The sequence below is a fragment of the Oryzobacter telluris genome (assembly GCF_043099285.1).
Lineage (GTDB): Bacteria > Actinomycetota > Actinomycetes > Actinomycetales > Dermatophilaceae > Oryzobacter > Oryzobacter telluris.
The window spans coordinates 3,935,857-3,960,275 of sequence record NZ_CP170723.1; the positions used below are offsets into that span (position 1 = coordinate 3,935,857).

General features: G+C 73.2%; 20 protein-coding genes. 10 read left to right on the plus strand and 10 right to left on the minus strand.

Annotated elements, in window-relative coordinates:
* Positions 1 to 86 precede the first annotated feature (86 nt).
* A complete protein-coding gene (locus ACFLFB_RS18400; protein WP_392543620.1) occupies positions 87 to 257 on the plus strand; it encodes a hypothetical protein in 171 nt (56 codons plus the stop codon).
* Here ACFLFB_RS18400 and ACFLFB_RS18405 read toward each other — a convergent pair.
* Entirely contained in the window at positions 229 to 1,464 is a 1,236-nt protein-coding gene (locus ACFLFB_RS18405; protein WP_392543621.1) for an FAD-dependent oxidoreductase, read from the minus strand. The genes ACFLFB_RS18400 and ACFLFB_RS18405 overlap by 29 nt on opposite strands.
* Before the next feature lie 69 nt (positions 1,465 to 1,533).
* Here ACFLFB_RS18405 and ACFLFB_RS18410 point away from each other — a divergent pair, with 69 nt between their 5' ends.
* From ACFLFB_RS18410 to ACFLFB_RS18425, 4 genes are all read left to right on the plus strand, one after another.
* Positions 1,534 to 1,992, plus strand: a complete 459-nt coding sequence (locus ACFLFB_RS18410; protein ID WP_392543622.1) for a MarR family winged helix-turn-helix transcriptional regulator — start codon at positions 1,534 to 1,536, stop codon at positions 1,990 to 1,992.
* Positions 1,993 to 2,031: 39 nt separating this feature from the next.
* Entirely contained in the window at positions 2,032 to 2,688 is a 657-nt protein-coding gene (locus ACFLFB_RS18415) for an SDR family oxidoreductase (protein WP_392543623.1), read from the plus strand.
* 77 nt (positions 2,689 to 2,765) lie between these two features.
* Positions 2,766 to 3,488 carry a DUF4386 family protein gene (locus ACFLFB_RS18420; protein WP_392543624.1) on the plus strand — a complete coding sequence of 241 codons (723 nt, stop codon included), beginning with the start codon at positions 2,766 to 2,768 and terminating at the stop codon, positions 3,486 to 3,488.
* A gap of 84 nt (positions 3,489 to 3,572) precedes the next feature.
* Entirely contained in the window at positions 3,573 to 5,174 is a 1,602-nt protein-coding gene (locus tag ACFLFB_RS18425; RefSeq protein WP_392543625.1) for a peptide ligase PGM1-related protein, read from the plus strand.
* On the opposite strand, the gene ACFLFB_RS18430 is transcribed toward ACFLFB_RS18425, so the two are convergent.
* The 5 genes from ACFLFB_RS18430 to ACFLFB_RS18450 form a co-directional block, all read right to left on the minus strand.
* Positions 5,084 to 7,294 carry a hypothetical protein gene (locus tag ACFLFB_RS18430; protein ID WP_392543626.1) on the minus strand — a complete coding sequence of 737 codons (2,211 nt, stop codon included), beginning with the start codon at positions 7,292 to 7,294 and terminating at the stop codon, positions 5,084 to 5,086. The genes ACFLFB_RS18425 and ACFLFB_RS18430 overlap by 91 nt on opposite strands.
* A 120-nt stretch (positions 7,295 to 7,414) precedes the next feature.
* A complete protein-coding gene (locus tag ACFLFB_RS18435; protein ID WP_392543627.1) occupies positions 7,415 to 8,602 on the minus strand; it encodes a glutamate--cysteine ligase in 1,188 nt (395 codons plus the stop codon).
* 53 nt (positions 8,603 to 8,655) lie between these two features.
* Positions 8,656 to 9,846, minus strand: a complete 1,191-nt coding sequence (locus ACFLFB_RS18440; RefSeq protein WP_392543628.1) for a sterol desaturase family protein — start codon at positions 9,844 to 9,846, stop codon at positions 8,656 to 8,658.
* 112 nt (positions 9,847 to 9,958) lie between these two features.
* Positions 9,959 to 10,531, minus strand: coding sequence for an NIPSNAP family protein (locus ACFLFB_RS18445; protein ID WP_392543629.1), 573 nt, complete (start codon positions 10,529 to 10,531; stop codon positions 9,959 to 9,961).
* A gap of 10 nt (positions 10,532 to 10,541) precedes the next feature.
* Positions 10,542 to 11,156 carry an ArsR/SmtB family transcription factor gene (locus ACFLFB_RS18450; RefSeq protein WP_392543630.1) on the minus strand — a complete coding sequence of 205 codons (615 nt, stop codon included), beginning with the start codon at positions 11,154 to 11,156 and terminating at the stop codon, positions 10,542 to 10,544.
* A 60-nt stretch (positions 11,157 to 11,216) separates the two neighbouring features.
* Between ACFLFB_RS18450 and ACFLFB_RS18455 the strand changes: the two genes are divergently transcribed.
* A complete protein-coding gene (locus tag ACFLFB_RS18455) occupies positions 11,217 to 11,795 on the plus strand; it encodes a dienelactone hydrolase family protein (RefSeq protein WP_392543631.1) in 579 nt (192 codons plus the stop codon).
* Between the two features lie 206 nt (positions 11,796 to 12,001).
* The gene (locus tag ACFLFB_RS18460; protein WP_392543632.1) at positions 12,002 to 13,462 is read left to right on the plus strand and encodes a S8 family serine peptidase; all 1,461 of its coding nucleotides are present in this window, start codon (positions 12,002 to 12,004) and stop codon (positions 13,460 to 13,462) included.
* 130 nt (positions 13,463 to 13,592) lie between these two features.
* Here ACFLFB_RS18460 and dnaB read toward each other — a convergent pair whose 3' ends face one another.
* Together dnaB and ACFLFB_RS18470 are read right to left on the minus strand one after the other, a co-directional pair.
* Complete coding sequence (dnaB, locus tag ACFLFB_RS18465; RefSeq protein ID WP_392543633.1) at positions 13,593 to 14,966, minus strand: replicative DNA helicase; 1,374 nt, start codon at positions 14,964 to 14,966, stop codon at positions 13,593 to 13,595.
* A 514-nt stretch (positions 14,967 to 15,480) separates the two neighbouring features.
* Positions 15,481 to 15,756 (minus strand): DUF2277 domain-containing protein, encoded by a 276-nt coding sequence (locus tag ACFLFB_RS18470; RefSeq protein ID WP_392543634.1) that lies wholly within the window; start codon positions 15,754 to 15,756, stop codon positions 15,481 to 15,483.
* A gap of 104 nt (positions 15,757 to 15,860) precedes the next feature.
* Between ACFLFB_RS18470 and ACFLFB_RS18475 the strand changes: the two genes are divergently transcribed.
* The 3 genes from ACFLFB_RS18475 to ACFLFB_RS18485 all read left to right on the plus strand — a co-directional run bounded on the left by ACFLFB_RS18475 (position 15,861) and on the right by ACFLFB_RS18485 (position 19,256).
* Complete coding sequence (locus ACFLFB_RS18475) at positions 15,861 to 17,087, plus strand: acetyl-CoA hydrolase/transferase family protein (RefSeq protein ID WP_392543635.1); 1,227 nt, start codon at positions 15,861 to 15,863, stop codon at positions 17,085 to 17,087.
* A gap of 16 nt (positions 17,088 to 17,103) precedes the next feature.
* The gene (locus ACFLFB_RS18480; RefSeq protein WP_392543636.1) at positions 17,104 to 17,829 is read left to right on the plus strand and encodes a DNA alkylation repair protein; all 726 of its coding nucleotides are present in this window, start codon (positions 17,104 to 17,106) and stop codon (positions 17,827 to 17,829) included.
* Positions 17,830 to 17,900: 71 nt separating this feature from the next.
* A complete protein-coding gene (locus ACFLFB_RS18485; RefSeq protein ID WP_392543637.1) occupies positions 17,901 to 19,256 on the plus strand; it encodes an MATE family efflux transporter in 1,356 nt (451 codons plus the stop codon).
* A 65-nt stretch (positions 19,257 to 19,321) separates the two neighbouring features.
* Here ACFLFB_RS18485 and ACFLFB_RS18490 read toward each other — a convergent pair whose 3' ends face one another.
* Positions 19,322 to 22,579, minus strand: a complete 3,258-nt coding sequence (locus tag ACFLFB_RS18490) for a S8 family serine peptidase (RefSeq protein ID WP_392543638.1) — start codon at positions 22,577 to 22,579, stop codon at positions 19,322 to 19,324.
* Positions 22,580 to 22,813: 234 nt separating this feature from the next.
* Positions 22,814 to 24,346 (minus strand): gamma-glutamyltransferase, encoded by a 1,533-nt coding sequence (locus ACFLFB_RS18495; RefSeq protein ID WP_392543639.1) that lies wholly within the window; start codon positions 24,344 to 24,346, stop codon positions 22,814 to 22,816.
* Between the last annotated feature and the right edge of the window lie 73 nt (positions 24,347 to 24,419).

Below are 24,419 nucleotides of genomic sequence, written 5' to 3' on the forward strand. Positions count from 1 at the left end.
ACCCGCGTTCACCCGGTGTGGCCACGAACAGCGACCTCACAGCCCACTCGGACGTGCTTTCGAGGCAGCGCGGCAACGGTGGGGGCATGGACACCACGACGCGCCCCACCGTCCGTGACCTCATCGCCGAGCTCGCCGCGACCGAGGACGTCCTCCGGGGGCACCGCCGTGGCGCCACGTCCACCGACCAGGCCGTCCGCCACCGACAGCGCGAGATCGTCGTCGAGCTCAGGCGCCGCCGCCGCGCCCACCGATGACCCGGGCGGGCTCCGCAGCGGGCTCGGGTGCGTCCCACGTGACCCGGTACCCCGACATCCACTCCTGGCGCGCGTCGCTCGCCACGGTGCGGAAGACGAGCCGCATGACCGCCTCCAGGAGCGGGCGGGCCAGCCGGCCCGGGACCTTGGCGCTGGACGACCGCGCCCCGACCGCGACGATCCGCTCCACCCGCGGCCGACGCGCCACCTCGTAGGAGGTGAGCGCCTCCGGCAGGGTCGGCGCGTCGCGCACCGCCACCGCGAGGGCGACCGCGTCCTCGAGCGCCATCGACGCCCCCTGTCCCGAGCTGGGAGCCGGCGCGTGGCCCGCGTCGCCGATGACGACCGCCGACCCGTCGTGCCAGACCGGGACGTGCCCGAGGTCGTGGGTGTTGTCGGCGGCCAGCTCGAACTCCCCGCGCGCCACGACCTCCGCGCCGCACCCGGCGTCACCGGACAACGCCTCCACCAGCACCTCCCGCCACTGCTCCTGCGTGGTGGCGGCCCGCTCCTCGGGGGTGATGGCGGGGCGCGGCAGGTTGACGAACCAGATGACGTCGCCCGCCGGCGTCGGCACGAGGCCGGAGAACGCCCTGCGCCCGAAGACGAAGGTCCAGGCGCCGGGCTCCAGCGTCGCGGCGAGGTCGGGGGTGTGGGCGATGCCGCCGAAGTTGGTCAGCCCCACGTACCGGGCGGCGGGCGCGAGCGGGTCGAGGTGGCGGCGGACCACCGAGTGCACGCCGTCGGCCCCGACGACGAGGTCGGCCTCCAGATCCTCCCCCGACTCCAGGGTCACGACCGTCCCGGTGGCGGTCCGGCGCAGCGAGGCGACGCGGGCGCCGTACCGGAGCTCGACCCCGCGAGCCGCCGCGGCCTCCCCGAGCACCGCGGCGAGCCGCGACCGCTTCAGGGTCAGGGCGGGGGTGCCGTCGTCGAGAGGCCGCCCGAACGAGGGTCGCCCCAGCACCCGACCGGTGGCTCCGAGGATGACCGACCCCGACGTCGGCTGCCCCACCGCCTTCACCGCGTCGAGGACGTCGAGCGCCGCGAGCGCGCTCAGCCCGTTCGGCGAGACCGCGAGGTAGGACCCCACGTCACCGTCGGGTCGCGGGTGGGCCTCGAGCACCACCGACGACACCCCGACCTCCTCGAGCGCCAGGGCCGTGGCCGGTCCCGCGATGCCGCTCCCGATGACGACCGCTCTCATTCGCTACCCTTTCCTACGACGACCATACTGTTCGATGATCGAAACTTCGAATGTCGAAAGGATTGCAGCATGGGCAGATCCCGTCAAGCCGCTCTGGCCGACCTCGGGGTCGCGATGCAGCGCTACCAGCGCACCGTGCAGTCCTTCGACGACGCCGTCGGTCGCATCCTCGGCCTCGGCCCGGCCGACCTGCGCTGCCTCGACGTGCTCACCGAGGGCGCCCGCTCGGCCGGCGAGCTCGCCACCGCCACGGGCCTGCGGCCGGCCGCCACGACCGCCCTCATCGACCGGCTCGCCGAGCGCGGGTTCGTCCGTCGGGTGCCCGACGCAGCCGACCGCCGCCGCGTCCTCGTGGAGATGACCGACGAGGGGTACCGCCGCACCGGGGCCCTGTACGGGCCGATGATCGAGGAGGCCGGGCGGCCGCTCGAGGGGTTCACCGTCACCGAGATCGAGCGGATGCGCGCCCTCCTCGACGGCTTCACCGAGGTCACCGAGCGCCACGCCCGCGGCCTCGCGCAGGGCTGAGCGAGGAACACCACGGCACCCGGGCCTGTTGGCCCCGCCATGCGCATCCTCGTCATCGGCGGCCACGGCAAGGTGGCCCGCCTCCTGCACCCCGTCCTCACCACGCGCGGTCACGAGGTGACCGCCGTCATCCGCAACCCCGACCACGCGGCCGACGTCGAGGCCGACGGTGCCACCGCGCTCGTCGCCGACGTCGAGGCGCTCGGGACGGCCGACATCGCCGAGCTCCTGCGCGGCCACGACGCCGTCGTGTGGTCCGCGGGCGCGGGTGGCGGGAACCCGGGCCGGACGTACGCGGTCGACCGCGACGCGGCGGTCCGCACGATGGAGGCCGCGGCCGTCGCCGGCGTCGACCGGTTCGTCAGCGTGTCCTACTTCGGGGCCGGGCCCGACCACGGCGTCCCCGAGGGCGACCCGTTCTTCGCGTACGCCGACGCCAAGACCGCCGCCGACGCCCACCTGGCCGGCACCGACCTCGCGTGGACCATCCTGCGACCGAGCCGGCTCACCGACGACCCCGGGACGGGGTCGATCGAGACCTCGCGCACCGGCGCCACGAAGGGTGCGGTCCCCCGCGCCGATGTCGCCCTCGTCATCGCCGAGACCCTGGAGCGCCCGGGCCTGGCCGGTGCGGTCGTCGAGTTCAACTCCGGACCCGTCCCCGTCGCCGACGAGCTCGACGCCGCGGCCGGCTGAGGACCCCGACCGACTCAGGGTCGGCTCAGGGGCGTGCCGGAGGGACGCCCGCCGCGCCGATGGGACACGCTGGGGGCATGACGACGATCGCGACCCGCCCGGCGACCCCGGCGACCCGCCCGGCGACCCCGGCGACCCGACCCGCGACCCCGACGCGACGGCCCACCCGGCCGACCCACGCCGACCTGCGCACCCTGACCGCCACCGAGCGTCGCGGCGCCCGCCTCGCCGGCGCCTCCCTCCTCGTCCTCACGCTGGTGTCGCTGCCGGCCGCCGCGCTGCTCGGCGGCGCGGCCGCGCCGGGCGACCGGGCGACGCGGGTCGGGATCGGTCTGGCCTTCCTCGTCGTCGCGGTCCTCGACGTCGTCGCCGCCTGGGGCCTGCACCTGCTGCTGCGGCGGCGCGCCACCCCCGCGTCGACCGCCCAGCTCGTGAGCCGCAGCGGCTACGCCGTCCTGCTCGCCGGCGCGGCGGTCGTCCTCACCTGGCCCGGTGGCGCGGGGACCGTCGGCTTCGAGCGCGACTGGTCGCTCGCCCTCGTCGTGTTCGGCCTGCACCTCGTCATCGCGGGAATCGCCCTGTGGCGCTCCCGGATCGCGCCCAAGGCGGTGGCCGTCATCACCGCCGTGGCCGGACTCGCCTACCTGCTCGACGACGTCCTCACCCGCGCCGCCGACGTCACGGTCACCCCCTACCTCGTGCCCCTGATGCTCGGTGAGCTCGTCCTCCTGGGCTGGCTGCTGCGCACCTCCCGTCGCCCCCGGGTCCCGGCCACGGCTGCTGCCGTCGGGGCCGCCTGAGGCACCGACGGTTGCCTGCGCTGCCGACCGAGATGGCTCCAACGGGCCATGGGACCGCGACGCCGCCGTTCCTACGCTGGTCCGGTGGCGACCTCCGCGGGCCCGCGGGAGCGGCTCGACGAGGCGTTGCGCGCCAACAGCCCCGGGTCGTCGGTCGAGCACGTCGTCGTGGCCCTGCCCTCGTTCAGCATGGGCGAGACCCTGCTGTCGCACTACGCGCCGCGGCTCGCCGCGCTGGAGCACCGGTACCTCCTCGCGTCCGTGCTGACCGGCCGCATCCCCGGCGCGCACTTCGTGCTCGTCACCAGCGGCGAGCCGGGCCCGGCGGTCCTCGACTACTACGCGCGGCTCGCTCGCCCCGACCGCCCGCACGAGGCCCGGCGGCGCCTGTCGTGCGTCGTCGTGCCCGACCCCTCCCCGCGCGGGGTGTCGGCCAAGCTGCTCGACCGCCCCGACCTCCTCGCCGGGCTGCGCGACCTGGTCGGTGGCCGCCCGGTCCTCGTCGAGCCCTGGAACGTCACGGCCGACGAGGTGGAGGTCGCCCGCGCCCTCGGCGCCCCGCTCAACGGCACCCACCCCGCCCTCTGGCCGCTCGGCTTCAAGAGCTCGGGGCGGCGCCTGTTCGTGGAGGCCGGGGTGCCGGTGCCGTGCGGGGTCGAGGACGTGCACGACGTGGTGGAGGTCGCCGCGGCGATCGCGTCGATGCGCCGGACCCGTCCCCACCTCGACCGCGTCGTGGTCAAGCAGGACAACAGCGGTGCGGGGGACGGCAACTGGGTCATGCCGACGCGCGACGGACAGGGTTGTCGGGTGCCACCGGAACGCCTGCGCACCGATGCCCTGGCCGACCTCCCCGACTGGTTCACCCGTGACCTCGCGGCCGGAGGTGTCGTCGAGGAGCTCGTCGCGGGGCAGCGGGTGACGAGCCCGAGCGCCCAGGTCGACCTCCGACCGGATGGCGAGGTCCGCCTCCTCTCGACGCACGAGCAGGTGCTCGGCGGGGACAACGGCCAGGTGTTCACCGGCTGCCGGTTCCCAGCGGACCCGGCGTACGCCGCGGTCGTCGGGCGCCACGCCCTCGCGGTGGCGCGCCGCGTCGCGCGCGAGGGTGCGCTGGGACGCGTGGCCGTCGACTTCGTGGCCGTCCGACGGCGGCGCACCTGGGCCGTGTACGGCCTCGAGCTCAACCTGCGCAAGGGCGGCACGACCCATCCCTTCGCGGCCCTTCGCCACCTCGTCCCCGGGTCGTACGACCCGGACCCCGGTCGCTGGGTGGCCGACGCCGACGGTCGGCCGCGGTGCTACCGCTCGAGCGACGCCGTCCTCGACGCGGCCTGGCTGGGCCTCGACCCCGCCCACGTCATCGAGGGGCTCGGTGCCGCGGGCCTGGCGTTCGACCACGCCACGGGCACGGGCATCGTGCTGCACTCCCTGTCCTCCCTCGCGGTCGACGGCCGGGTCGGCGTCACCGCCATCGGACGCAGCGTGGCGGAGGCCGAGGACCTGTTCGAGGCGCTCCCGGTGGCGGTCCACGGCCTCACCGCGCACGGCACCGCCGCCGGACCCATGGGCACGGCGGCGGCGGTGGGACGGCGTCACTCGAGCGAGAAGCCCTCGACGTCGACGTCACGCCAGCCACCCGAGCCGTTGACCGTGCGGTCGACGGCGGTGGCCCGCAGGACGTAGCCGCACGCGAGCATGCCCGCGGTGTCGAACTCCCACGTGCCGGAGGTCCCACTGGTCGGGGCGGCCGGGTAGGCCGTCGCGCCCGTGATCGTCCAGCGCGGGTTCCCGCCGGGCGTCGTCGCCGAGTAGGCCGCACCCTCCACGGCGAGCCCGATGCTGTCGAAGTGCTCGTCGGTGGCGCTGAACGTGCCCGAGATGATCGCGCCGACGGGGAACTTCATGCACGACCCGGCCGGGATCGAGGGCTGGCCGGGCATCCGGTAGCTCGTGATCTCGACGTCGACGTCGGGCTCGGCCTGGTCGAGGTACAGGCGGACGCGCTGGCGCGTGGTGCTGTCCGGGCAGGTGATGACCTGCGCCGCGTATTCGGTCCCGAACGGGTCCTTGCTGCGCAGCTCGACCTCCCACAGGCCGGTCCGCGGCCGCGACTCCCACGGGTAGAGCAGGTTCCCGACGACCCGGCGCCAGCCGGTACCGGACGGGTCGGGGTCCTCGAGGTAGGTGAACCAGCCGCCGGCGTCGGCGACCTGGGTCACCGGGTACTGCGTCGGCGCCCCGCCGCCCACCGACTCCGTGACCGTCACGGTGAACGTGGTCCGCAGCTCCTCGGTCGCGAGAACCGCGCCGCCGGAACCGATCTGGCGCGCGATGAGCTTGTACTTCATCAGCGGCGAGGAGCGGTCGGGCGCACCGGGGATGAAGCCGGCGATGGAGATGCCGGCACCGAACGGGCGGGTGTGGCTCAGCGTCTTGCCGGTGGTCGGGTGGACCTGGCACACGGCGTAGCCGCTGACGCTCTCGAGCACCGGGGCCAGCGGGGTGACCGCACCCGAGGGCAGCTCGAAGGTGGCCTCCTCGCGGTTGCCCCAGGTGGGACGCCAGTCGGGGTCGCCGGGCGGCGGCGCCACCTGCCACGACAGGATCGCGCGCACCCTCGGCTGCACGGCACCGTCGGAGCACGCCTTGCGGTGCGCGTACGAGCCGAGCGGCTGGTACACCGAGAAGCGCAGGCCGTCATCGGGCACGGACTCGTCGTGGACGACGGTGGCCGTCGTGCCGACGTAGCTCCAGCCCGAGCCCCAGTCGACCCAGAACGCGACGTGCTCGGTGGACCCCGCGGAGCACGGGGACCCGTTGTACCCGAACGGCTTCTTCACCGTGAAGACCCCGACGAGGGCATCCTCCACCGGGTCGTAGCCGACGCAGCCGAGCTCCTCGTAGGTCGTGTCGCCGTCGGTCTTGAACAGGTCGACGAACAGGTCCTGGATCTTCAGGTCGATGCTCGCCGCGAGGGAGGTGAAGGCCGGCGACACCGGACCACCGTTCGGCGACGGCAGGGCCGCGGGCGAGAGCCCGCTGGCCTGCGCCTCGAGCAGGGCCGGGAGCGCGAACCGGTGTGCGGGCACCTTGGCCTGCGCGTAGGTCTTGGCCAGCTCGGGCAGGTCGGGCGTCGGCACGGGCGTCAGGGTGACGGGCGTCGACAGGTCGATGGTCTGCGCGAGCACGCTCGTCAGCTTGATCGAGTCGACCTCGACGAGGTCGTGCCACGTCGGGTACCGCCGGTTGCGCGGGCGCACCCGCACGTCGACGACGTTCCCCCAGGGCGGCGACCAGTTCGGCTGTCCCGCAGGCGGGGCCACGTTCCACGACAGGATCGCGCGCACGAGCGGCTGGTTCGGGATCCAGCACAGCGTGTGCCAGAACGGGGTCACGACGTTGACGGCGTGGTCGAGCGGGCGCGGGCCCGAGGTGTCGTGGACGGCGAACGAGTCGGTGCCCGCGTCGTTCCACGTGGCGCCGTCGTCGGTGGAGACGTAGAACCGCACGTGCTCGAGCGACCCCGCGGCACACAGTGGTCCCGAGTACCCGGTGTTGGCGTTGATCCGCACGACGGCGGTCAGCTGGTCCATCGAGGGTGTGAGGCCGACGCACGTCAGCCGCTCGAAGGTCGTGTTGCCCTCGACCTCCTTCAGGCCCTCGATGCCGAGCAGGTCGAAGGGCAGCTTCGCCCCCGCGACGGCGGTGAGGGCCAGCGTGTGGCGCCGGGCCCGCACGAGGCTCTCGGTCACCTGGACCTTGGGCTCCTTCTGTCCCAACGGTCTGCGTGGCTTGGTGGTCATGGCAGGGCTCCTCCCTGTTGGGGGGACCCCTGGCGACATCGGCCCCCCGGCTACCCACCTAGGAGGGGGTGGCGCGGGGCCGTGATACCCGGGCGGACGCGCGGAGGGTGTCGCCGCAGGTCAGCGCGAGACGAGCATGGCGCGCGCCGCGGCGCGCAGGTCGCCGGTGCCGTCGGCGGCCACGGCGTCGCGCATCCGCTGGTAGCCGGCCCCGGCGCGCAGCATGTCCTCGATGCCGGCCAGCTCGCGCTCGCAGCCCAGCCGCCGGGCCGCCGGTGCCAGGCGGTCGAGCAGGTCGTGGAGGTCGTCGGTGACCAGGGCCTCGTTGCTCGCCGCGTCGGTGATGACGATCGCCTCGAGGCCGTAGCGGGCCGCCCGCCACTTGTTCTCCTGCACGTGCCACGGGGGCAGCGGCGGCGGGAGGGTGCCGTCATCGAGGCGGTCCTCGAGGTGGCGGACCAGGCAGTGGATGAGCGCGGCCACGGCGGCCACGTCCTCGACCCTCGACAGCCCGTCGCAGGCCCGGACCTCGATGGTGCCCAGCCGCATCGACGGCCGGATGTCCCAGCGCAGCTCGCTGGGGTCGGTGATGACCCCGGTGGTGAACATGTCGGCGAGGTAGGCCCGGTACTGCGCCCACGTCTCGAACTGGAAGGGCAGCCCGGCGGTCGGGAGCTGCTGGAAGAGCATCGTGCGGTTGCTCGCGTACCCCGTGTCCTCCCCCGACCAGTACGGCGACGACGCGCACAGCGCCGTGAGGTGCGGGTGGTAGGTGAGCAGCGCGTTGACCAGCGGCCACACCTTCGCCGCCGAGCGCACCCCAACGTGCACGTGCACCCCGAAGATCACCATCTGGCGGCCCCACCACTGGGTGCGGTCGATGAGCGTGGCGTACCGCTGCCCGTCGGTGACCTCCTGGTCGGCCCACCGCGCGAGCGGGTGCGACCCGCCCCCGTAGAGGTCGACGCCGAGGGTGTCGGCGGCGCGCCGCACGTGGTCGAGGCCGTCGGCGAGGTCGGCCGCGGCCTCGGCGGCGTTGGCGCACACCCCGGTCGTCAGCTCGACGGTGTTGGTGAGCAGCTCCTTGGTCACCGTCCCGCGCCGGGCCCGCCGCGCGTGACCCAGCGTGTCGGCCTCCTCGGTGAGGGCGAGCAGCTCCTTGGCCCGCGGCACGAGGTCGAGGGTCGTGGGGTCCACCAGGCCGAGCTCCCACTCCACCCCGAGGGTTCGCTCGCGCGACGGCGGGAAGGTGAGCGACTCCACGAGGGCCGCGACGTCGACCGGTCCGGTGCCCTCGGAGATGGTCATGGCGTCCAGCGTAGTGGCGTCCGCACAGGTCAGACCGGGCGAGCGAGGCCGGCTCAGGCGGCGACGAGCTCGGCGTCCTCCGGGTGGCCGGTCAGTGCGGCGCGGCGGTCGGCGGCCCAGCCCGGGCCGCGCAGGAGGAAGGACCACCGGTCGCGCCAGGTCGGCGCCGAGGCGATGTCGCGCAGGATGTCGCGCCACTCGTGGGTGGCGATCCGCGCCGGGTTGTAGGTCTCGATGTTCGTCGTGAGCCCGTAGACCACCCGCTCCCCCTCGGGCTCGAAGGTGCCGAACAGCTTGTCCCAGATGATGAGGATGCTGCCGTGGTTGCGGTCGAGGTAGCGCGAGTTGGAGCCGTGGTGCACGCGGTGGTGCGCCGGGGTGTTGAGGACCTTCTCGAGCCACCCGATGGACTGCACGGCCTCGGTGTGGATCCAGAACTGGTAGATGAGGTTGAGGGCGCGGGCGTCCTCGATGACGCTCGGCCGCACCCCGGCGAGCGCGAGCAGGCCGTAGGGGACGGTCATCGTCAGCCCTTCGGCGACCGGTTGGCGCAGCGCGGTGGAGAGGTTGTAGCGCTCGCTGCTGTGGTGCACCACGTGCATCGCCCACAGCCAGCGGCTCTCGTGGTTGAAGCGGTGGTTCCAGTAGTAGATGGCGTCCCAGCCGAGCAGCGCGAACGCCGTGGCCGCCCACCCGGTGCCGAGGTCGCGGCCGTGGGTGGCGAACAGGCGGGTGCCGCTCGTCTGGGCGGTCCAGGTGGTCGCCACGGTCAGGGCGGTGGACGCGACGGCGGCGGCCGCCATCGCCCCGGTGACCCGCGCCGACAGCGCCGGCCGGCCGTCCTCGACCGCGGTCACCGGGGGCTCGCTGCGGCGGGAGGCGACCTCGAGGGCGGGGTGGCCCTCGGGCAGGGTCCCGGCCGGGGGCAGCCCGCCCTCGGCCCGGCGCCGGCGCACGACGTCGGCGACGGTCGTCGCGGCGGTGGCGCCCACCGCGGTGCCCATGAGCACGCCCGCCCAGCGGCCGCGACCCGGGGTGACGGGGTCGAGGAGCTTCTTGGTGACAAACGGGGCGACGAGGCTGCCCACGCCCATCGCGAGGCTGGCGAGGGTGTCTGCGAGCTCGTAGTCACCGGCGCGCGCGGTGCCGGGCGGCGGCGGGTTGCGCTTCTGCCAGAGGTACTCCGCGCCCATCGCCCCGACGTACAGGGGGATGGCGATGACCGTCAGGTCGGGTCGGCGCACGGCGCATCGGCCTTTCGTCGGGGGCGGCGGTGCCCAGCAGGTTACCCGCGGGTAGCCCGATGGTGCGGCGAAGTGTGACGCAGCGAGCACGCCGGCCGGCCGCCTCCTCGCGTCAGCCCCGGGACCGCGGCCGGACCGGCCGCAGGCGCAGCACCTGCGCCGGCTCGCCCGGCAGGGCGGTGGACACCTCGGTCGCGAGGACGACGACGGCGTGCTCGCCCTCGCGCACCGGCAGCCGCGGGACGTGGTTGGGCACCTCGGCCGTGACGAGCACACCCCCGGCCGTCGTGGGGTCGAGCGCGCCCTCGGCGACCGGGGCGTCGAGGAGCCAGACCGTGGCGACGACCTCGCCCTCGGGCACGGCGTCGAACGAGCCGGGCCAGGGCTCGCGCAGGAGCAGGACGTCGTCGGAGTCGGTGAGCGTGGCGTTGGTGGCGTCGCGGTACCGCACCCACGCCGGCCCGGTGTAGAACGCGGTGCAGGCCGCCGTGCGGGCGTCGTCGCTGGGGAAGGAGCGCAGCCAGACGAAGCGGTCGCGGTCGGCGAGGTCCTCGTAGCGACCGTGCAGGCGCATGCCGGCCTCCACCTGGGGGCCCACGAGCTCGCCCTCGAACAGGTCGACGAGGTCGTCGAGGCCGCCGGGCACCAGCGTGTACTGGCGCAGCTCGAACAGGTCGGTGCTCATGGCGCGGACGCTACGGCCGCCCACCGACATCGGCCCCGTCCCCGCCGGGCACCTCGTCGTCACGCCCGGACGGCGGGAGCTGCGGGTACCCGGGGATGGGGTAGATCCCCACCGCCATCCCGTAGGTCGTGCCGCCGCTGCGCGGGAGGCGGTCGAACTCCTCCACGAGGTCGCGGATGCGGGTCCAGAACTCCTCGGCGCGCTCCTCGGGGATGCGGGCGTGCCGCAGGAAGGACCAGAGCCGCCGCTCGTCGTCGGCCGCCACCGACTCGGCCGCGGCGACCTCGAAGTCGTTCTGGTCGGTGGGCAGGTCGGCGCCGTCGACGGCGATCGTCACCGTGCGGGCCGCGCGCCCGTAGAAGCGCTCCTCCACCGCCCGGACCCGCCGGGTGCGGACGACCTGGAGCAGCCCGGCGTCGTGGAGCACACCGACGTGGTGGGCGACGGTGCCCTTGGGCCGGCCGGTGGCCTGCGCGAGCTCGGCGACGGAGGCCGCCCGCTCGGTCAGCAGGCCGAGGATGGTCGTGCGCAGCGGGTGCGCGAGGGCGCGCACCTGAGCGGCCCGGGTCAGGACCAGGCGGTCGGCGAGGTCGTGGCCGGGCGGCGTGACCGGGTGGCGCTCCATCGAGGATGGAGACTACAGTCACCGATCAATCGAGATTTCCCGATCATTGGAGCCGTCGTCATGACCGAGGTCGTCCTCTTCCACCACGTCCAGGGGCTCACGCCCGGGGTGCACGCGCTCGCCGACGCCCTGCGCGGCGCCGGCCACACCGTCCACACCCCCGACTTCTTCGACGGCGCCACCTACGCCTCCATCGAGGAGGGGTTCGCGGCGGTACAGGCCAAGGGCGGCGGACCGGCGCGCGACGCGTGGGCCGACGCCGCCGTGGCCGACCTGCCCGACGAGGTCGTCTACGCCGGCATCTCGCTCGGCGTGATGTCGGCGCAGCGCCTGGCCCAGACCCGTCCCGGCGCGCTGGGGGCGGTCCTCCTCGAGGCCTTCGTGCCGCCGGAGGCCTTCGACACCCCGTGGCCGGCGGGCATCCCGCTGCAGGTGCACGGGATGGAGCGCGACCCCTTCTTCGGGCTCGAGGGCGACCTCGACGCCGCCCGCGAGGCCGCCACGGCCTCCGGCGACATCGAGCTGTTCGTGTACCCGGGCGAGGTCCACCTCTTCACCGACTCCTCCCTCCCGACCTTCGACGAGGGGGCCACCGCACAGGTCGTCGACCGGGTGCTGGGGCTGCTCGGACGGGTGTGACTCCCGCTGGTGCGCAACCGGTTACTCACGGGTAATGGCCCGTCTAGGGGGAGGTAAAGGTTCCTCCATAACCGTCCGGACCGGTGTCCCGAAAGCCCCGAGACCCCCGTGGAGCGACGTAAGTTCCCCTGTTCATGACCCCCCGGCGGCCTCATCGACAGGGCCGGAACCGCATCCACACGCGACGGGGATGGAGGACGATTCACGTGAGAACCACACCCACGGCGGCTCTCGGGGCCGCGGCCCTGGCCGCGCTCGTCGGCCTGATCAGCACCCCGGCGGCCAGCGCCCAGGACGGCCGCGCCGCGGTCTCCGCCCACCTCGCCGACACCCTCGGGGACCTCTCCGGCGCCGAGCGCGCCGTCGTCATGGTCCACGGGACCAGCCTGGCCAAGGCCCGCGACGCCGTCGCCGCCGCAGGCCTGACCAAGACCTTCAGCTTCGACAGGATCGGCGTCGTCGGCGCGGTCGGCACCGCCTCGCAGATCCAGGCCGTGCGCAGTGCGCCGGGCGTCACCTACGTCGAGGGCAACCAGCCGCTCTCCTTCTTCCAGGAGACCTCGAACACCGCGACCCGCGGCCTCGAGGCGACCCGCACCCTCACCGGCGCCGACGGCACCGCCCTCACCGGCACCGGCGTCAGCGTCGCGGTCATCGACTCCGGCGTCGACCCCACGCACCCCTACTTCAAGGAGCCCGACGGCTCGAGCGCCGTCGTCGCCAACCTCAAGACCGTGTGCGAGCCGCTCACCGAGTCGGTCTGCACCGTGCAGCGCCTCCCCGGCACCGTCGACACCGACACCGCCTCGGCCGGCGGCCACGGCACCCACGTCAACGGCATCGTCGCGGGCAACCCGACGACCCTCACCGACGGCGGCAAGCTCCAGGGCGCGGCCCCGGGCGCGAAGCTCGTCTCCCTCTCCACCGGTGGCGGCCTGTTCATCATCGGCGCCGACGCCGCGCTGAACTGGGTCCTGGAGAACCACGCCGCTCCCTGTGGCGCGGGCGTCCCGGCGAGCACCTGCCCGCCGATCAAGGTCACGAACAACTCGTACGGCCCGTCCGGCGGCGGCGCGTTCGACCCGAACTCCGCCACGGTCAAGCTCCAGCGCGAGCTCGTCAAGGCCGGCGTCGTCACGGTCTGGGCCAACGGCAACGACGGTGGCGACGGCTCGACGAGCCTGTCGAACCCGCCCGGCATGGACCCGACCCCCGGCATCCTCTCGGTTGCCTCGTACTTCGACCAGGACACCGGCACCCGTGACGGCACCGTCTCCGACTTCAGCTCGCGCGGCAAGCGCGGCGACCAGTCGACCTACCCGGACATCTCGGCCCCCGGCGAGAACATCACCTCGTCGTGCCGCCTGTACCTGGCGATCTGCTCGACCGGCCTGGACCCCCGCAACGGCCCCGGCCCGCTCGACATCGGCACCTTCAATACGATCAGCGGCACCTCGATGGCCGCGCCGCACATCGCCGGCATCGTCGCCCAGCTGTTCCAGGCGAACCCGTCGGCGACCCCGGCGCAGGTCGAGACCGCGCTGAAGCAGACCGCGTACAAGTACACCAACGGCGCCGCCTACGAGGCGGGCGCGCTCGGCACCACGTCGTTCGACAAGGGCTACGGCCTCGTCGACATCGTCGCCGCGGCGAACGCGGTCCGCTGACCCACGAGAAGGCGCTGACGCGCTGACCCACCCCCGCGGACGAGAACGACCGCCCGGTCTTCAAGGGAGGACCGGGCGGTCGCCTTCTCGCAGGGGAGAGGTGCACCACCCCCGGCGTCGGGTGGGGCGGCTAGAAGCCGCCGTCGCGGGCCATGTTGTTGAACCGCGCGTAGTGGCCCTGGAAGGCCAGGACGATGTCCTTGGTGGGGCCGTTTCGGTGCTTGGCCACGATCACGTCGGCCTCGCCGTCGCGCTCGGGGTCGGAACGGTCCCGGTGGAGCAGGATGACGACGTCGGCATCCTGCTCGATGGAGCCTGATTCTCGCAGATCCGACATCTGGGGGCGCTTGTCGGTCCGCTGCTCGGGACCACGGTTGAGCTGGCTGATGGCGATGACCGGCACCTCCAGCTCCTTGGCCAGCAGCTTCAGCGCCCGCGAGAACTCCGCGACCTCCTGCTGGCGGGACTCGACCTTCTTGCCGGACGACATCAGCTGGAGGTAGTCGATGACGATGAGCTTGAGGTCGTGCTGCTGCTTGAGCCGGCGCGCCTTGGCCCGGATCTCCATCAGCGACATGTTCGGGCTGTCGTCGATGAAGAGGGGGCTGTCGGAGATCTTGCCCATGATGCGGGCCAGCTTGTTCCACTGGTCCTGGCTCTTCAGGCCCTTGCGCAGATCCTGGAGCTGGATGGTGGCCTCGGCCGCCAGGATGCGCATGGTGATCTCGGTGCGGCTCATCTCGAGCGAGAACACCGCCGCCGCCATCTTGTGCTTGATCGCGGCCGCCCGGACGATGTCGATGCCCAGCGTGGACTTGCCGACCGCGGGCCGGGCCGCGACGACGATCATCTGGCCCGGGTGGAGGCCGTTGGTCAGCTCGTCGAGCTCGATGAAGCCGGTGGGCACGCCGGTCATCTCGTCGGTGCGACCCGACGCCGCCTCGATCTCGGTGAGGGTGTCGTCGAGGATGTCGGCGAGCACGTGGTAGTCCTCGCCGCCGCGCTTCTCGGCGACCGAGTACACCTCGGCCTGGGCGCGGTTGACGATGTCGTCGACGTCGCCCTCGCCCTGCGCGTAGCCCATCTGGACGATGCGCGTGCCGGCCTCGACGAGGCGGCGCAGCACCGCGCGCTCGTGGACGATCTCGGCGTAGTACCCGGCGTTGGCGGCGGTGGGGACCGACTGGATCAGCTGGTGGAGGTAGGCCTGCCCCCCGATGCGGGTGAGGTCGCCGCGCTTGCCGAGCTCGTCACCGACGGTGATGGCGTCGGCGGGCTCGCCCCGGCCGAAGAGGTCGAGGACGGCGTCGAAGATCAGCTCGTGCGCGGGCCGGTAGAAGTCGTGGCCCTTGACCGCCTCGAGGCTGTCGGCGATGGCGTCCTTGTTGATGAGCATCGAGCCGAGGACCGACTGCTCGGCGTGGAGGTCCTGCGGGGGGACGCGGTCGTCAGGGGGCCCGCCGGTGGCGCTGCCGAACGCCGTGCTGAGCTCCGCGATGGACACGTGCAACCCCTTCGGTCCGGCTCGTGCCGGGTCGTCCTGCCTGGTGCCGGGCCGGGACCGCGAGCCCTCGAGGAGAACCACACCAGAGACCACCGACAGCCCGCCTGCCGAGTCACCGTAAGCGCATCCCGACACCCACACCAAGCCCAACCGACAACATCGGCCGAACGGCTGTGCACAGCGTGTGGACAACCTGGGGAAAACCGCCGGTGACGATGTGCACACTCGGTGGACAACCCTGTGGACCCACTGACGCGACCCCCGTCATCAGGGCTGTGACCTGCACGTTCACCGTCCACGGCATGTGGAGCGAAGAAAGTTTCGGCGTGTCGGATGTCCACATGAGGGCATCCACCGATCGGCTGCACCAGGGGTGCGGAGGGCGCAACCACCACCGTGGCGAAAGCGCTCTCACCGACCGCGGGCGCCACCCCCCTCCGGGGCGCCGGCCACCCCCCCGTCCGGGGTGCCGGTCATCCCCTTCGGGGCCTGACGCAGCCCCCTGGCCGGAGGGTCAGCCGGTGCGCCCGTAGCGCTCCGCGGAGCGCGCCCGGGCCTTGGCCGCCTCGACCTCGCGGTCCTTCGGCGGGGCCGTGGTGACGAGCTTCTCCAGCAGGTGCTCGACGACGTGCGCGATCTCGTGCACGGCCTCGTCGAACGCCTCCTGGTTGGCCGCCGACGGCTTCGTGGAGCCGCTGACCTTGCGGACGAACTGGAGGGCGGCGGCGTGGACCTCGTCGTCGCTCGCCGGGGGGTCGAAGTTGTGGAGCTGGCGGATGTTGCGGCACATGCCTCCACGGTAGGCCGCACCCCCGACCTCGTGCCCGACATGCGCGGGTGAGGTGAGCCGACCCTCAGCGGCGCCGCACCGGCATCCGGAGAATGATGGGCGCCATGAGGACGGTCTCCCTGGACGAGCTCGGTCGGTTCTTCGCCTCGCTCCCCGGCAGCCCGCGGGTGGTCTTCTCGGGGAACATGGCGCTGCCGTGGGAGGCCCTGCGCGCGCTCGATGCCGCCCGCGAGACCTACACCGTCCACGCCCTCAACGCCCCCGCCGGCCTCCCCGACCGCGAGGGCGTCACCGCCGAGACGTGCTTCGTCGGCCCGGGCATGCGGCGCCACCGAGGGCTCTCCTACGTGCCCAGCCGGCTCTCCCTCGTCCCGGTGCTGCTGCAGCGGCGGCTGCCGCCGGACGTCGTCGTCCTGCACTGCGCCCCGCCGCGCGACGGGCTGCTGAGCCTGGGCGTCGAGGTCAACGTCCTGCCCGCGGCCATCGAGGCCTGCCGGGCCCGTTCGGGGCGGGTCGTCGCCGTCGTCAACGACCGGATGCCGTACACCTACGGCGACGCGCAGGTGCCGGTCGAGGCCGTCGACCTCGCCGTGGAGGTCTCCGGCCCGCTCCCGACCCACGCGCCCACCGCCCCCGACGAGGCGAGCCGGGTCATCGGCGACCGGGTCGCCGAGCGGGTCCCCGACGGCGCGACCCTCCAGGCCGGCATCGGCGCGGTCCCCGACGCCACCCTCGCCGCGCTCACCGGCCGCTGCGGCCTGCGGGTGTGGACCGAGATGTTCTCCGACGGCGTCCTGGCCCTGGACCGCGTCGGCGCGCTCGACCCCGACCACCCGCTCACCGCGTCGTTCCTCTTCGGGTCGCAGGAGCTCTACGACTGGCTCGACGGCAACCACCGCGTGCGGATGATGCGCACCGAGCACACCAACGACCCCGGCCTCATCGCCCAGCAGCGCGCGATGACCTCGGTCAACACCGCGCTCGAGGTCGACCTGTTCGGCCAGGCCAACGCCTCGCGCATCGACGCCCGCATCCACTCCGGCTTCGGCGGGCAGACCGACTTCGTCGTCGGGGCGCTGCACTCCCCCGGCGGCCAGGCCTTCATCGCGCTGCGCTCGTGGCACCCGAAGGCCGACGTCTCCACGGTCGTCCCGCTCCTCGACGAGCCCGTGACGAGCTTCCAGCAGAGCGCCGTCGTCACCGAGCACGGCGTCGCCGAGCTGTTCGGCTACGACCAGCGCGCCCAGGCGCGCCACCTCATCGAGGACGCCGCGCACCCGAGGGTCCGCGACGAGCTGTGGGAGGAAGCGGCCCACCTCGGGCTCGCCTGACCGGCACGATGATCGGATGACGACGCCGCCCACCCGTCCCGACGACCCGCCGCTCGCCGCGGCCGTCCGCGCCGCCCTCACCGGGGTGGGACACCCCGACCGCGCCCTGGCCCAGCAGGCGTACATGAAGTCGGCCCTGCCGTACCGCGGCCTCACCAGCCCCGAGCTGCGCACCCTCCTGCGGCCGCTGCTGGCCGACCCGAGGCTGGCGCCGCGGGACCGCTCCGAGTGGGTGAGGTCCGTGCGGGCCCTGTGGGACGACCCGGAGGTGCGCGAGGAGCGCTACGCGGCCGTCGCCGTGGCCGGGCACCGGGCGGCGCGGCCCTGGCAGGACCCCGAGGCGCTCGGGCTGTACCGGCACCTCGTGGAGACCGGGGCGTGGTGGGACCTCGTCGACGGCATCGCCCCCGACCTCGTCGGCCCGATCCTGCTGTCGCACCGGGAGGTCGTCGACCCCGTCATCCGCGAGTGGGCGGTCGACGACCACCTCTGGGTGCGGCGGGCGGCCGTCATCGCGCAGCTGAAGCACCGCACCGACACCGACACCGGGCTTCTCGCCGACGTCCTCGACGCCAACCTCGAGGACTCCCTCCACGGCCGGGAGTTCTTCGTCCGCAAGGCCGTCGGCTGGGCGCTGCGCCAGTACGCCCGCACCGACCCGGCGTGGGTCAGCACCTACGTCTCCACCCGCGGCGCCCGCCTCTCCGGCCTCTCCCGCCGCGAGGCCCTCAAGCACCTGTAGGTCCGCCCACCAGCCGGACCGCGGGTGATCCGGTCCCCGCTGGGGCGCCCGCCTCTGGAACAGTGCCGGGGGTGGAGGACCGCACGGGGAGCCAGCACCGCGAGGTGCTGCGCCTGGCCGTCCCCGCGTTCCTCGCCCTCGTCGCCGAGCCGCTCTTCCTCCTCGCCGACGCCGCCATCGTGGGGCGCCTCGGAGTCGCGCCCCTGGCCGGGCTCGGTGTCGCGAGCGCGGTGCTGCTCACCGCGGCGAACGTCTTCGTCTTCCTCGCCTACGGCACGACGGCGGTGGTCGCCCGCCAGCTCGGCGCCGGCTCGCGGGCCGGGGCGATCTCGGCGGGCATCGACGGCACCTGGCTGGCCGTCCTCCTCGGCACGGTCACGGCGGCGGTCGTCGCCCTGGCCGCCGACCCGGTCTGCCGCCTCTTCGGTGCCTCCGAGGCGGCCCTCGACAACGCGGTCACCTACCTGCGGATCTCCACCCTCGGTATCCCCGCGATGCTCGTCGTCCTCGCCACCACCGGCGTGCTGCGCGGCCTGCAGGACACCCGGACCCCGCTGCTCGCGGCAATCGGGGGCTTCGGCACCAACGTCGCGCTCAACCTGTGGTTCGTCCACGGGCTCCACTGGGGCATCGCCGGTTCCGCGTGGGGCACCGTCATCGCCCAGACCGGGATGGCCGTGGCCCTCGTCGTCGTGCTCGTCCGGTACGCGAGGCGCACCTCGGTGGCGCTTCGCGCGCACCCGGGGCGCGTCATCGCCGCGGCCCGCGGCGGGGTGCCGCTGCTCGTGCGGACCCTCGCGCTGCGCGCCGTCCTCCTCGTGACGACGTGGGTCGCCGCCGGCCTCGGCGACGTCCCGCTCGCGGCGTACCAGGTGACCGCGACCATCTGGACCTTCCTCACCTTCATGCTCGACGCCCTCGCCATCGCCGCGCAGGCCCTCACCGGCCGGGCCCTGGGCGCGGGCCAGCTCGACCGCACCCGCGACGCCACCACCCTGATGGTGCGGTGGGGACTGCTCGTCGGGATCGTCCTCGGCGTGCTCGTCCTCCTCGTGCGCCCCTTCGTCGGACCGCTGTTCACGCCGGATGCCGCGGTGCAGGCCGCCATCGCGGGCGGGCTCCTCGTCGTCGCCCTGGGGCAGCCGCTGTCGGGGTTCGTCTTCGTCGTCGACGGGGTCCTCATCGGGGCCGGGGACGGCGTGTGGCTGGCCCGGGCGATGGCGATCGTCCTCGTCGCGTACCTTCCGGTCGTGCTCGCGGTGCACCTCGCGGGCGACTGGCTGCTCGACGGCGGGTCACGCACCGGCCAGGTCAACGCCGTGATGTGGCTCTGGATCGCCTTCACCGCGTTCATGTCCGTGCGCGGCGCCCTGATGTGGGGCCGGGTGCGCACCGACCGGTGGATGGTCACCGGCGCCACCCGCTGACCCCCAACGCACCGGACCCCGCGACCAGAGGTGGTCGCGGGGTCCGGTGGTGGAGCGGTGGTGCGTTACGGCGTGACGCCACCGATGAGGACCGAACCGGTCCCGAGCACGGCGCCGGCGTCGGAGACGACCTTCATCTCACCGAACAGCTGGCGACCGGCCTCCGGCGCGGTCTTGGCCGTGACCGACCCGTTCACCACGGTGGACGCGCCGGGGGCGAGGTCCACGCTGGCGGACGGGACGGTGACCTCACCCAGGGCCGACGAGAAGAACACGTCGAGGTAGTCGTACTGGGTGGAGCCCGACGGCACCGCGTACCCGTCGACCTCGACGGTGTACGTCCCGGCGGCGGGGGCGTTGATCGTCACCGACTCCTCGGAGTCGCCGTCGGCCGAGCGGCCGACCTCGACACCCGCAGAGTTGAAGACGTACAGGTCCAGGTCCGCGCCGAGGTCGGACGTGCCACCGATGGTCGCCGTGAACTTCTCGGCGCCCGCCGGGACGGTCACCTCGAAGTCCTGCACGTCGTGGTCGGCGATCGTCTTGCGCTCGGAGAGAGCGCTCCCGAGGTTGCCACCCTTCGGCGTGACCGAGACCGCGCCGAAGTCGTTGGTGACGGTCCACGAGACCGGGGAGGGGACGTTGGCCTTGACCGACGGCAGCGTCTGCGACGCCGGGTCGACGGTCACGCCCTGGACGGCGGCCTTGAGCTGGTAGGCGTTGTCGAGGGTCGGGGTCGTGCGACGAGCCTCGACCTCGAGCTCCCAGATGCCGGGCAGCGGGTTCGCGTAGGCACGCGAGGTGGCGTTGCAGCCCCCGTTGTCACGGTTGGTGAAGCAGACCGTGGACGCCGTGGACTCGACGGGCACGCCGTACGGGTTGATGGCGATCCAGCGCACCTGGCTGCCGGCGGCGACGCCGGACAGGTTGACCTGCAGGGCCTTGGCGCCCTCCGGGACCGTCACGAAGAACTTCTTCGTGAGGTTGCGCTCGACACTGCCCGACTGGCTCTTCGCGTACGACGGCGCGACGAGGTCGTTGGACAGCACGACGGTGAGCAGCACCCGCTGGTCGACGACCGGGGTCGCCGGGTCGTCGATCTCGAGGATCGCCGAGTGGGCACCCGGGGTGCTCGTGCGCGCCTTGACCGGGATGTCGACCGACCCGCCCTTGGGCATCGGGCGGCTGGTGGTCGGGAGCGAGAACGTGCCGTCGTTGCCGACGAGGCGGAGGTTGTGCTTCACCGTGCCGGACTTGCCGGACGTGCGGACCGCCTTGACCACGTAGGTCTTGTTCTCACCCGAGATCTGGCCACCGTTGGCCGAGTCACAGCGGTTGTAGACGCCGGTGCCACGGTCGGGGGTCGCGAGGAAGTCCGAGATCGGCGTGCACACCGGCGCGTCGATCGTGATGTCCTGCGCGGCCGGCTTGGCCTTGAGCAGCGTCCACGCGCCGGGGATGTCGACCTGGCCGGCACCCTGACCGATCGCCTCGATGCCCTTGACGAAGTCCGCCGAGGAGTAGAGGGAGTCACGGATCTGGCGCGTGGTCACCTGGACGTTGCTGGCCTTGGCGGCCGAGAGGAGCAGCGCGATGCCGCCCGCGGTCTGCGGGGACGCCATCGAGGTGCCGTTGAACATCGCGTAGCCCGGCGGAAGCGAGTAGCCGGCCTCGGCCACGGGGCCACCCGGCTGCCAGGTCGGGATCGACGAGATCGCCGAGCCCGGGGCCATGACGTTGGGCTTGAACCCGCCGTCCTCACGCGGACCGCGCGAGGAGTAGTTGTGCAGGTTCAGCGGGCTCGAGACGTCGGCGCCGTAGTTCGACTTCCAGGTCTCCTTGGTGATGGAGGACGCGACGCTGACGACCTTGGAGGCGACCGAGGGGTCACCGATCGTGTTGACGCCCGGGCCGCTGTTGCCCGCCGAGATGACGAGCTGGACGCCACCGTCGATCAGGTTGTCGTACAGGGCGGCTCGCGCGTTGTTGCCGTCGTTGAGGGCCGGTAGGCCACCGATCGACATGTTGATGACGTCGACGCCGCGGTTCGTCGCGAGGTCGACCATGCCGTCGCTCAGCGCGACGGCGGTGCAGCCGCCACCCCACGAGCAGGCGCGCGAGGAGACGATCTTGGCGCCGGGCGCCTGGCCGTCCATCTCGCCACCGAAGAGGCTGTTCGCGGCGGCGATGCCGGCGACGTGCGTGCCGTGGGCGGCCTCGACGACGCCGATGTTGACGAAGTCGGCGGTGCCGGGCAGGCCGGCGGGAGCCAGGCTGACGTCCTCGCGGTACTCGACGACGAAGGGCATCGACTCGGCGATCGCGGTGGCCGGGTTGTCGGTGCCGAAGTGGCCGACGTCGAACTTCTCCTTGTACGGACGCATCTTCTCGGCGTCCGTGAACTTCTGGTCCTGGTTGGCGTCGACCCAGATGTCGTGGCTCGCCTCGTCGTAGAGGATGCCCCAGCGGTCGGTGGTGTCACCATCGCGGTTGAAGTCGCCGCCGGCCTCGTCGGTGGCCGAGATGCTCTCGGAGACCCGGTTGAACTTGAACGACCCGGACCGGGGAGCGGTCCAGGTGCCGGCGTTGGTGACGGTGAACGTCGGGGTCGCGTTGACCGTGGTGATCATCGCGCGCCACGAGCCGTCGCCCTCGAGCAGCGGGTCGGTGCTGGTGACCCAGTCGACGATCTTGCGCTCGCCGGTGGAGGTCTTCTGCAGCGCCGGGTGGTCGAGGTCGACACCGGAGTCGAGGATGCCGATGGTGATGCCGCGGCCGTCCCAGGCCGGGTGGGCCGTCTTGAAGTCGATCGACCCGGTGTCGCGGGTCGGCATGTACGGGTTGTCGTCCGGCGTGCCCGCGCCGGGACCGGCGGCAGCCACGGAGGCCGAACCGGCGCCGAGGCCCTCCGGCTTCGGCAGCGGGATGGACTCGTTGAGGTCCACCGCGAGGACGGAAGAGGACTTGGCGATCGCGTCGACCTTGCCCACCGGGACACTGGCGCTGATGTAGCCGTACTTGTCGCTGACGGTGGCGGTGAGGCCACCCGCGTCGCGGACGGCCTTGGCCACGGCCGACGCCGATCCCTTGGGCGTCGCGAGCATGATGGTCACGCGCTTCTCGCCCTTGGTGCGGGCCGTGGCCAGCAGCTCCCGGTCGTGGGAGCCCAGCTTGTCCTTCTTCTGCTGCGCCTTGATGCTGCCCTTGCCCGACGGGCGGGGTTCAGCAGCAGATGCAGTCGTCGAGACCGCCCCTGCGGCAACGGCCGCCGCGGCCATGGCGGCCAGGGCGACGCGTGCGCGTCCTCTGTTCGGTGGTGTCATTCGCGGATCCTGTCCAAGCGAGTGGTGATGGAGCCCTCGGACGATCGGGCCGAGGCCGCAGTAGTGGACCACGGATTCGAGGCCAATTGGAAGGTCGGTACCCAACCTGACCATTCCTTTACCTACCTGAGGGATGCAGTTCTGCCACACCAGTACCCACGCTCCCCCACGAACGCATGGAGAACACCCCGGGAGGGTAGGGACCGCGCGAGAGGTCCCTGTCGAACCTCGGCGTCAGAGGTCGACGACCTCGACCGCCGCCTCGCGCCGCGGGTCCCCCGCCGCCTCGAGCGCACCGCCAACGTCGCGGTAGGCCGCACCCACCCCGCCGAAGAACATCTGTTGCCGGCCGTGGTCAACCCCCCGCCAGCCGGCCCGTTCCAGGGCCTCGCTGATGCCGTCGTCGGTCTCGTGCTCGACGACCGGCACGCCGTCCTCGCCGAAGCGCACGTGCAGCCGCGGCGCCTCGATGGCGGTGCGGAGGTCGGCGCCGTGCAGGCAGCCGTTCCCGAGCACCTGCATCAGGGCGGTCGTGATGCGGTCGGCCCCCGGAGAGCCGATGGCGAGGACCCGCCCGTCGCGCGTGCGGCCGGTGGTGGGGGCCATGTTCGACGCGAGGCGGGTCCCGGGCGCGAGACGGTGCAGCCCGAGCCGGTTCAGCTCGGGCTCCCCGAGGGCGTTGTTGAGCAGGATCCCGGTGCCCGGCACGGTGATCCCTGCCCCGTACCCGCTGGAGACGGTGATCGCGCAGGCGGTGCCGTCGGCATCCACCACCGAGATGTTCGCGGTGCTCGCGCTCGTGGGGAGCCCGGCCAGCCCGTGGCGGTCGACCTGCAGGAGCAGCTCGTGCCCGGCGGCGTCGAGGTCGGTCGAGACGTCGTGCACCTCGATCCGGTAGCGCAGCACGGCCTGCTGGATGGCGAGCACGTCGTCCCAGCCGAAGCTCCCCCTGGCCGCCAGCTCGCCCAGCATCGCCGCGAGCATCGGACCGCCCACGGAGGGAGGCGGGTTCACCGCGAGGTCCCAGTCACCCACCGTGCGCCTCACGGGCGGTCGCACCAGCGGCGTGTACTCAGCGAGGTCGCGGCGCGTCACCAGGCCGCCGTTCCGCTCCATGTCGTCGGCCATCGCGCGGCCGATCTCGCCGGTGGTCAGCACCGACGCCCCCTCGCGACCGACGAGCGCCAGCACGTCGGCGAGGAGGTGGTTCGGCGTGACGTCGCCGGCGGCGAGCGGCTCGCCGTCCTCGCGCGTGACGAGCCGCAGCGCCTCGGGGTCGAGGCCGAACAGGTCGTGCGCAGTGAAGGTCAGGTAGCGCGCCGCAGCAGACCCCATCGGGTAACCCGCCCGGCAGGCGGTCTCCGACGGGGCGACGACATCGGCCCACGGCAGCGTCCCCAGCTCCTCGACCGCGAGCTCGCAGGCGGTCACCGCCCCGGGCGTGGCCACCGACCCGTGGCCGGCGAACAGGCTCACTCCGCCTCCGTAGTCGGTCGACACCTCGACGACGCCGCCGCCGAACCGGTCGGGCGACAGGCCGCGTCCGGGCATCTCGACGTTGCCGTCGAGGACGACCGGGCTCCCGTCGCCGGGCCACACCGACACATAGGCGCCCCCGGCCAGGGACGTGATGCCGGGCTCGGTGCTCATCGCGGCCATCGCGGCCGCGACGGCGACGTCGACCGCGTTCCCCCCGGCGCGGGCCACCTCGCGCCCGGCACCGAGCGAGACCGGTCCGGTCGCGGCGATGGCGACCCGTCGACCCATGTCGGCATCCTGCCACCGCGTGGACATCGCCACGGCAACCTTTCCCGGCGTCTCGCGGGGACCGGTAGCGTGC

Excerpts from the sequence above, each read along its gene's own strand:
- ACFLFB_RS18490 (WP_392543638.1), bottom strand. The coding sequence starts at position 22,579 with ATGACACCACCGAACAGAGGACGCGCACGCGTCGCCCTGGCCGCCATG.
- ACFLFB_RS18420 (WP_392543624.1), top strand. The coding sequence starts at position 2,766 with ATGACGACGATCGCGACCCGCCCGGCGACCCCGGCGACCCGCCCGGCG.
- ACFLFB_RS18495 (WP_392543639.1), bottom strand. The coding sequence starts at position 24,346 with ATGGGTCGACGGGTCGCCATCGCCGCGACCGGACCGGTCTCGCTCGGT.
- ACFLFB_RS18435 (WP_392543627.1), bottom strand. The coding sequence starts at position 8,602 with ATGACCATCTCCGAGGGCACCGGACCGGTCGACGTCGCGGCCCTCGTG.
- ACFLFB_RS18445 (WP_392543629.1), bottom strand. The coding sequence starts at position 10,531 with ATGAGCACCGACCTGTTCGAGCTGCGCCAGTACACGCTGGTGCCCGGC.
- ACFLFB_RS18410 (WP_392543622.1), top strand. The coding sequence starts at position 1,534 with ATGGGCAGATCCCGTCAAGCCGCTCTGGCCGACCTCGGGGTCGCGATG.
- ACFLFB_RS18470 (WP_392543634.1), bottom strand. The coding sequence starts at position 15,756 with ATGTGCCGCAACATCCGCCAGCTCCACAACTTCGACCCCCCGGCGAGC.
- ACFLFB_RS18480 (WP_392543636.1), top strand. The coding sequence starts at position 17,104 with ATGACGACGCCGCCCACCCGTCCCGACGACCCGCCGCTCGCCGCGGCC.
- ACFLFB_RS18450 (WP_392543630.1), bottom strand. The coding sequence starts at position 11,156 with ATGGAGCGCCACCCGGTCACGCCGCCCGGCCACGACCTCGCCGACCGC.
- ACFLFB_RS18430 (WP_392543626.1), bottom strand. The coding sequence starts at position 7,294 with ATGACCACCAAGCCACGCAGACCGTTGGGACAGAAGGAGCCCAAGGTC.
- ACFLFB_RS18405 (WP_392543621.1), bottom strand. The coding sequence starts at position 1,464 with ATGAGAGCGGTCGTCATCGGGAGCGGCATCGCGGGACCGGCCACGGCC.
- ACFLFB_RS18400 (WP_392543620.1), top strand. The coding sequence starts at position 87 with ATGGACACCACGACGCGCCCCACCGTCCGTGACCTCATCGCCGAGCTC.
- ACFLFB_RS18475 (WP_392543635.1), top strand. The coding sequence starts at position 15,861 with ATGAGGACGGTCTCCCTGGACGAGCTCGGTCGGTTCTTCGCCTCGCTC.
- ACFLFB_RS18455 (WP_392543631.1), top strand. The coding sequence starts at position 11,217 with ATGACCGAGGTCGTCCTCTTCCACCACGTCCAGGGGCTCACGCCCGGG.
- ACFLFB_RS18415 (WP_392543623.1), top strand. The coding sequence starts at position 2,032 with ATGCGCATCCTCGTCATCGGCGGCCACGGCAAGGTGGCCCGCCTCCTG.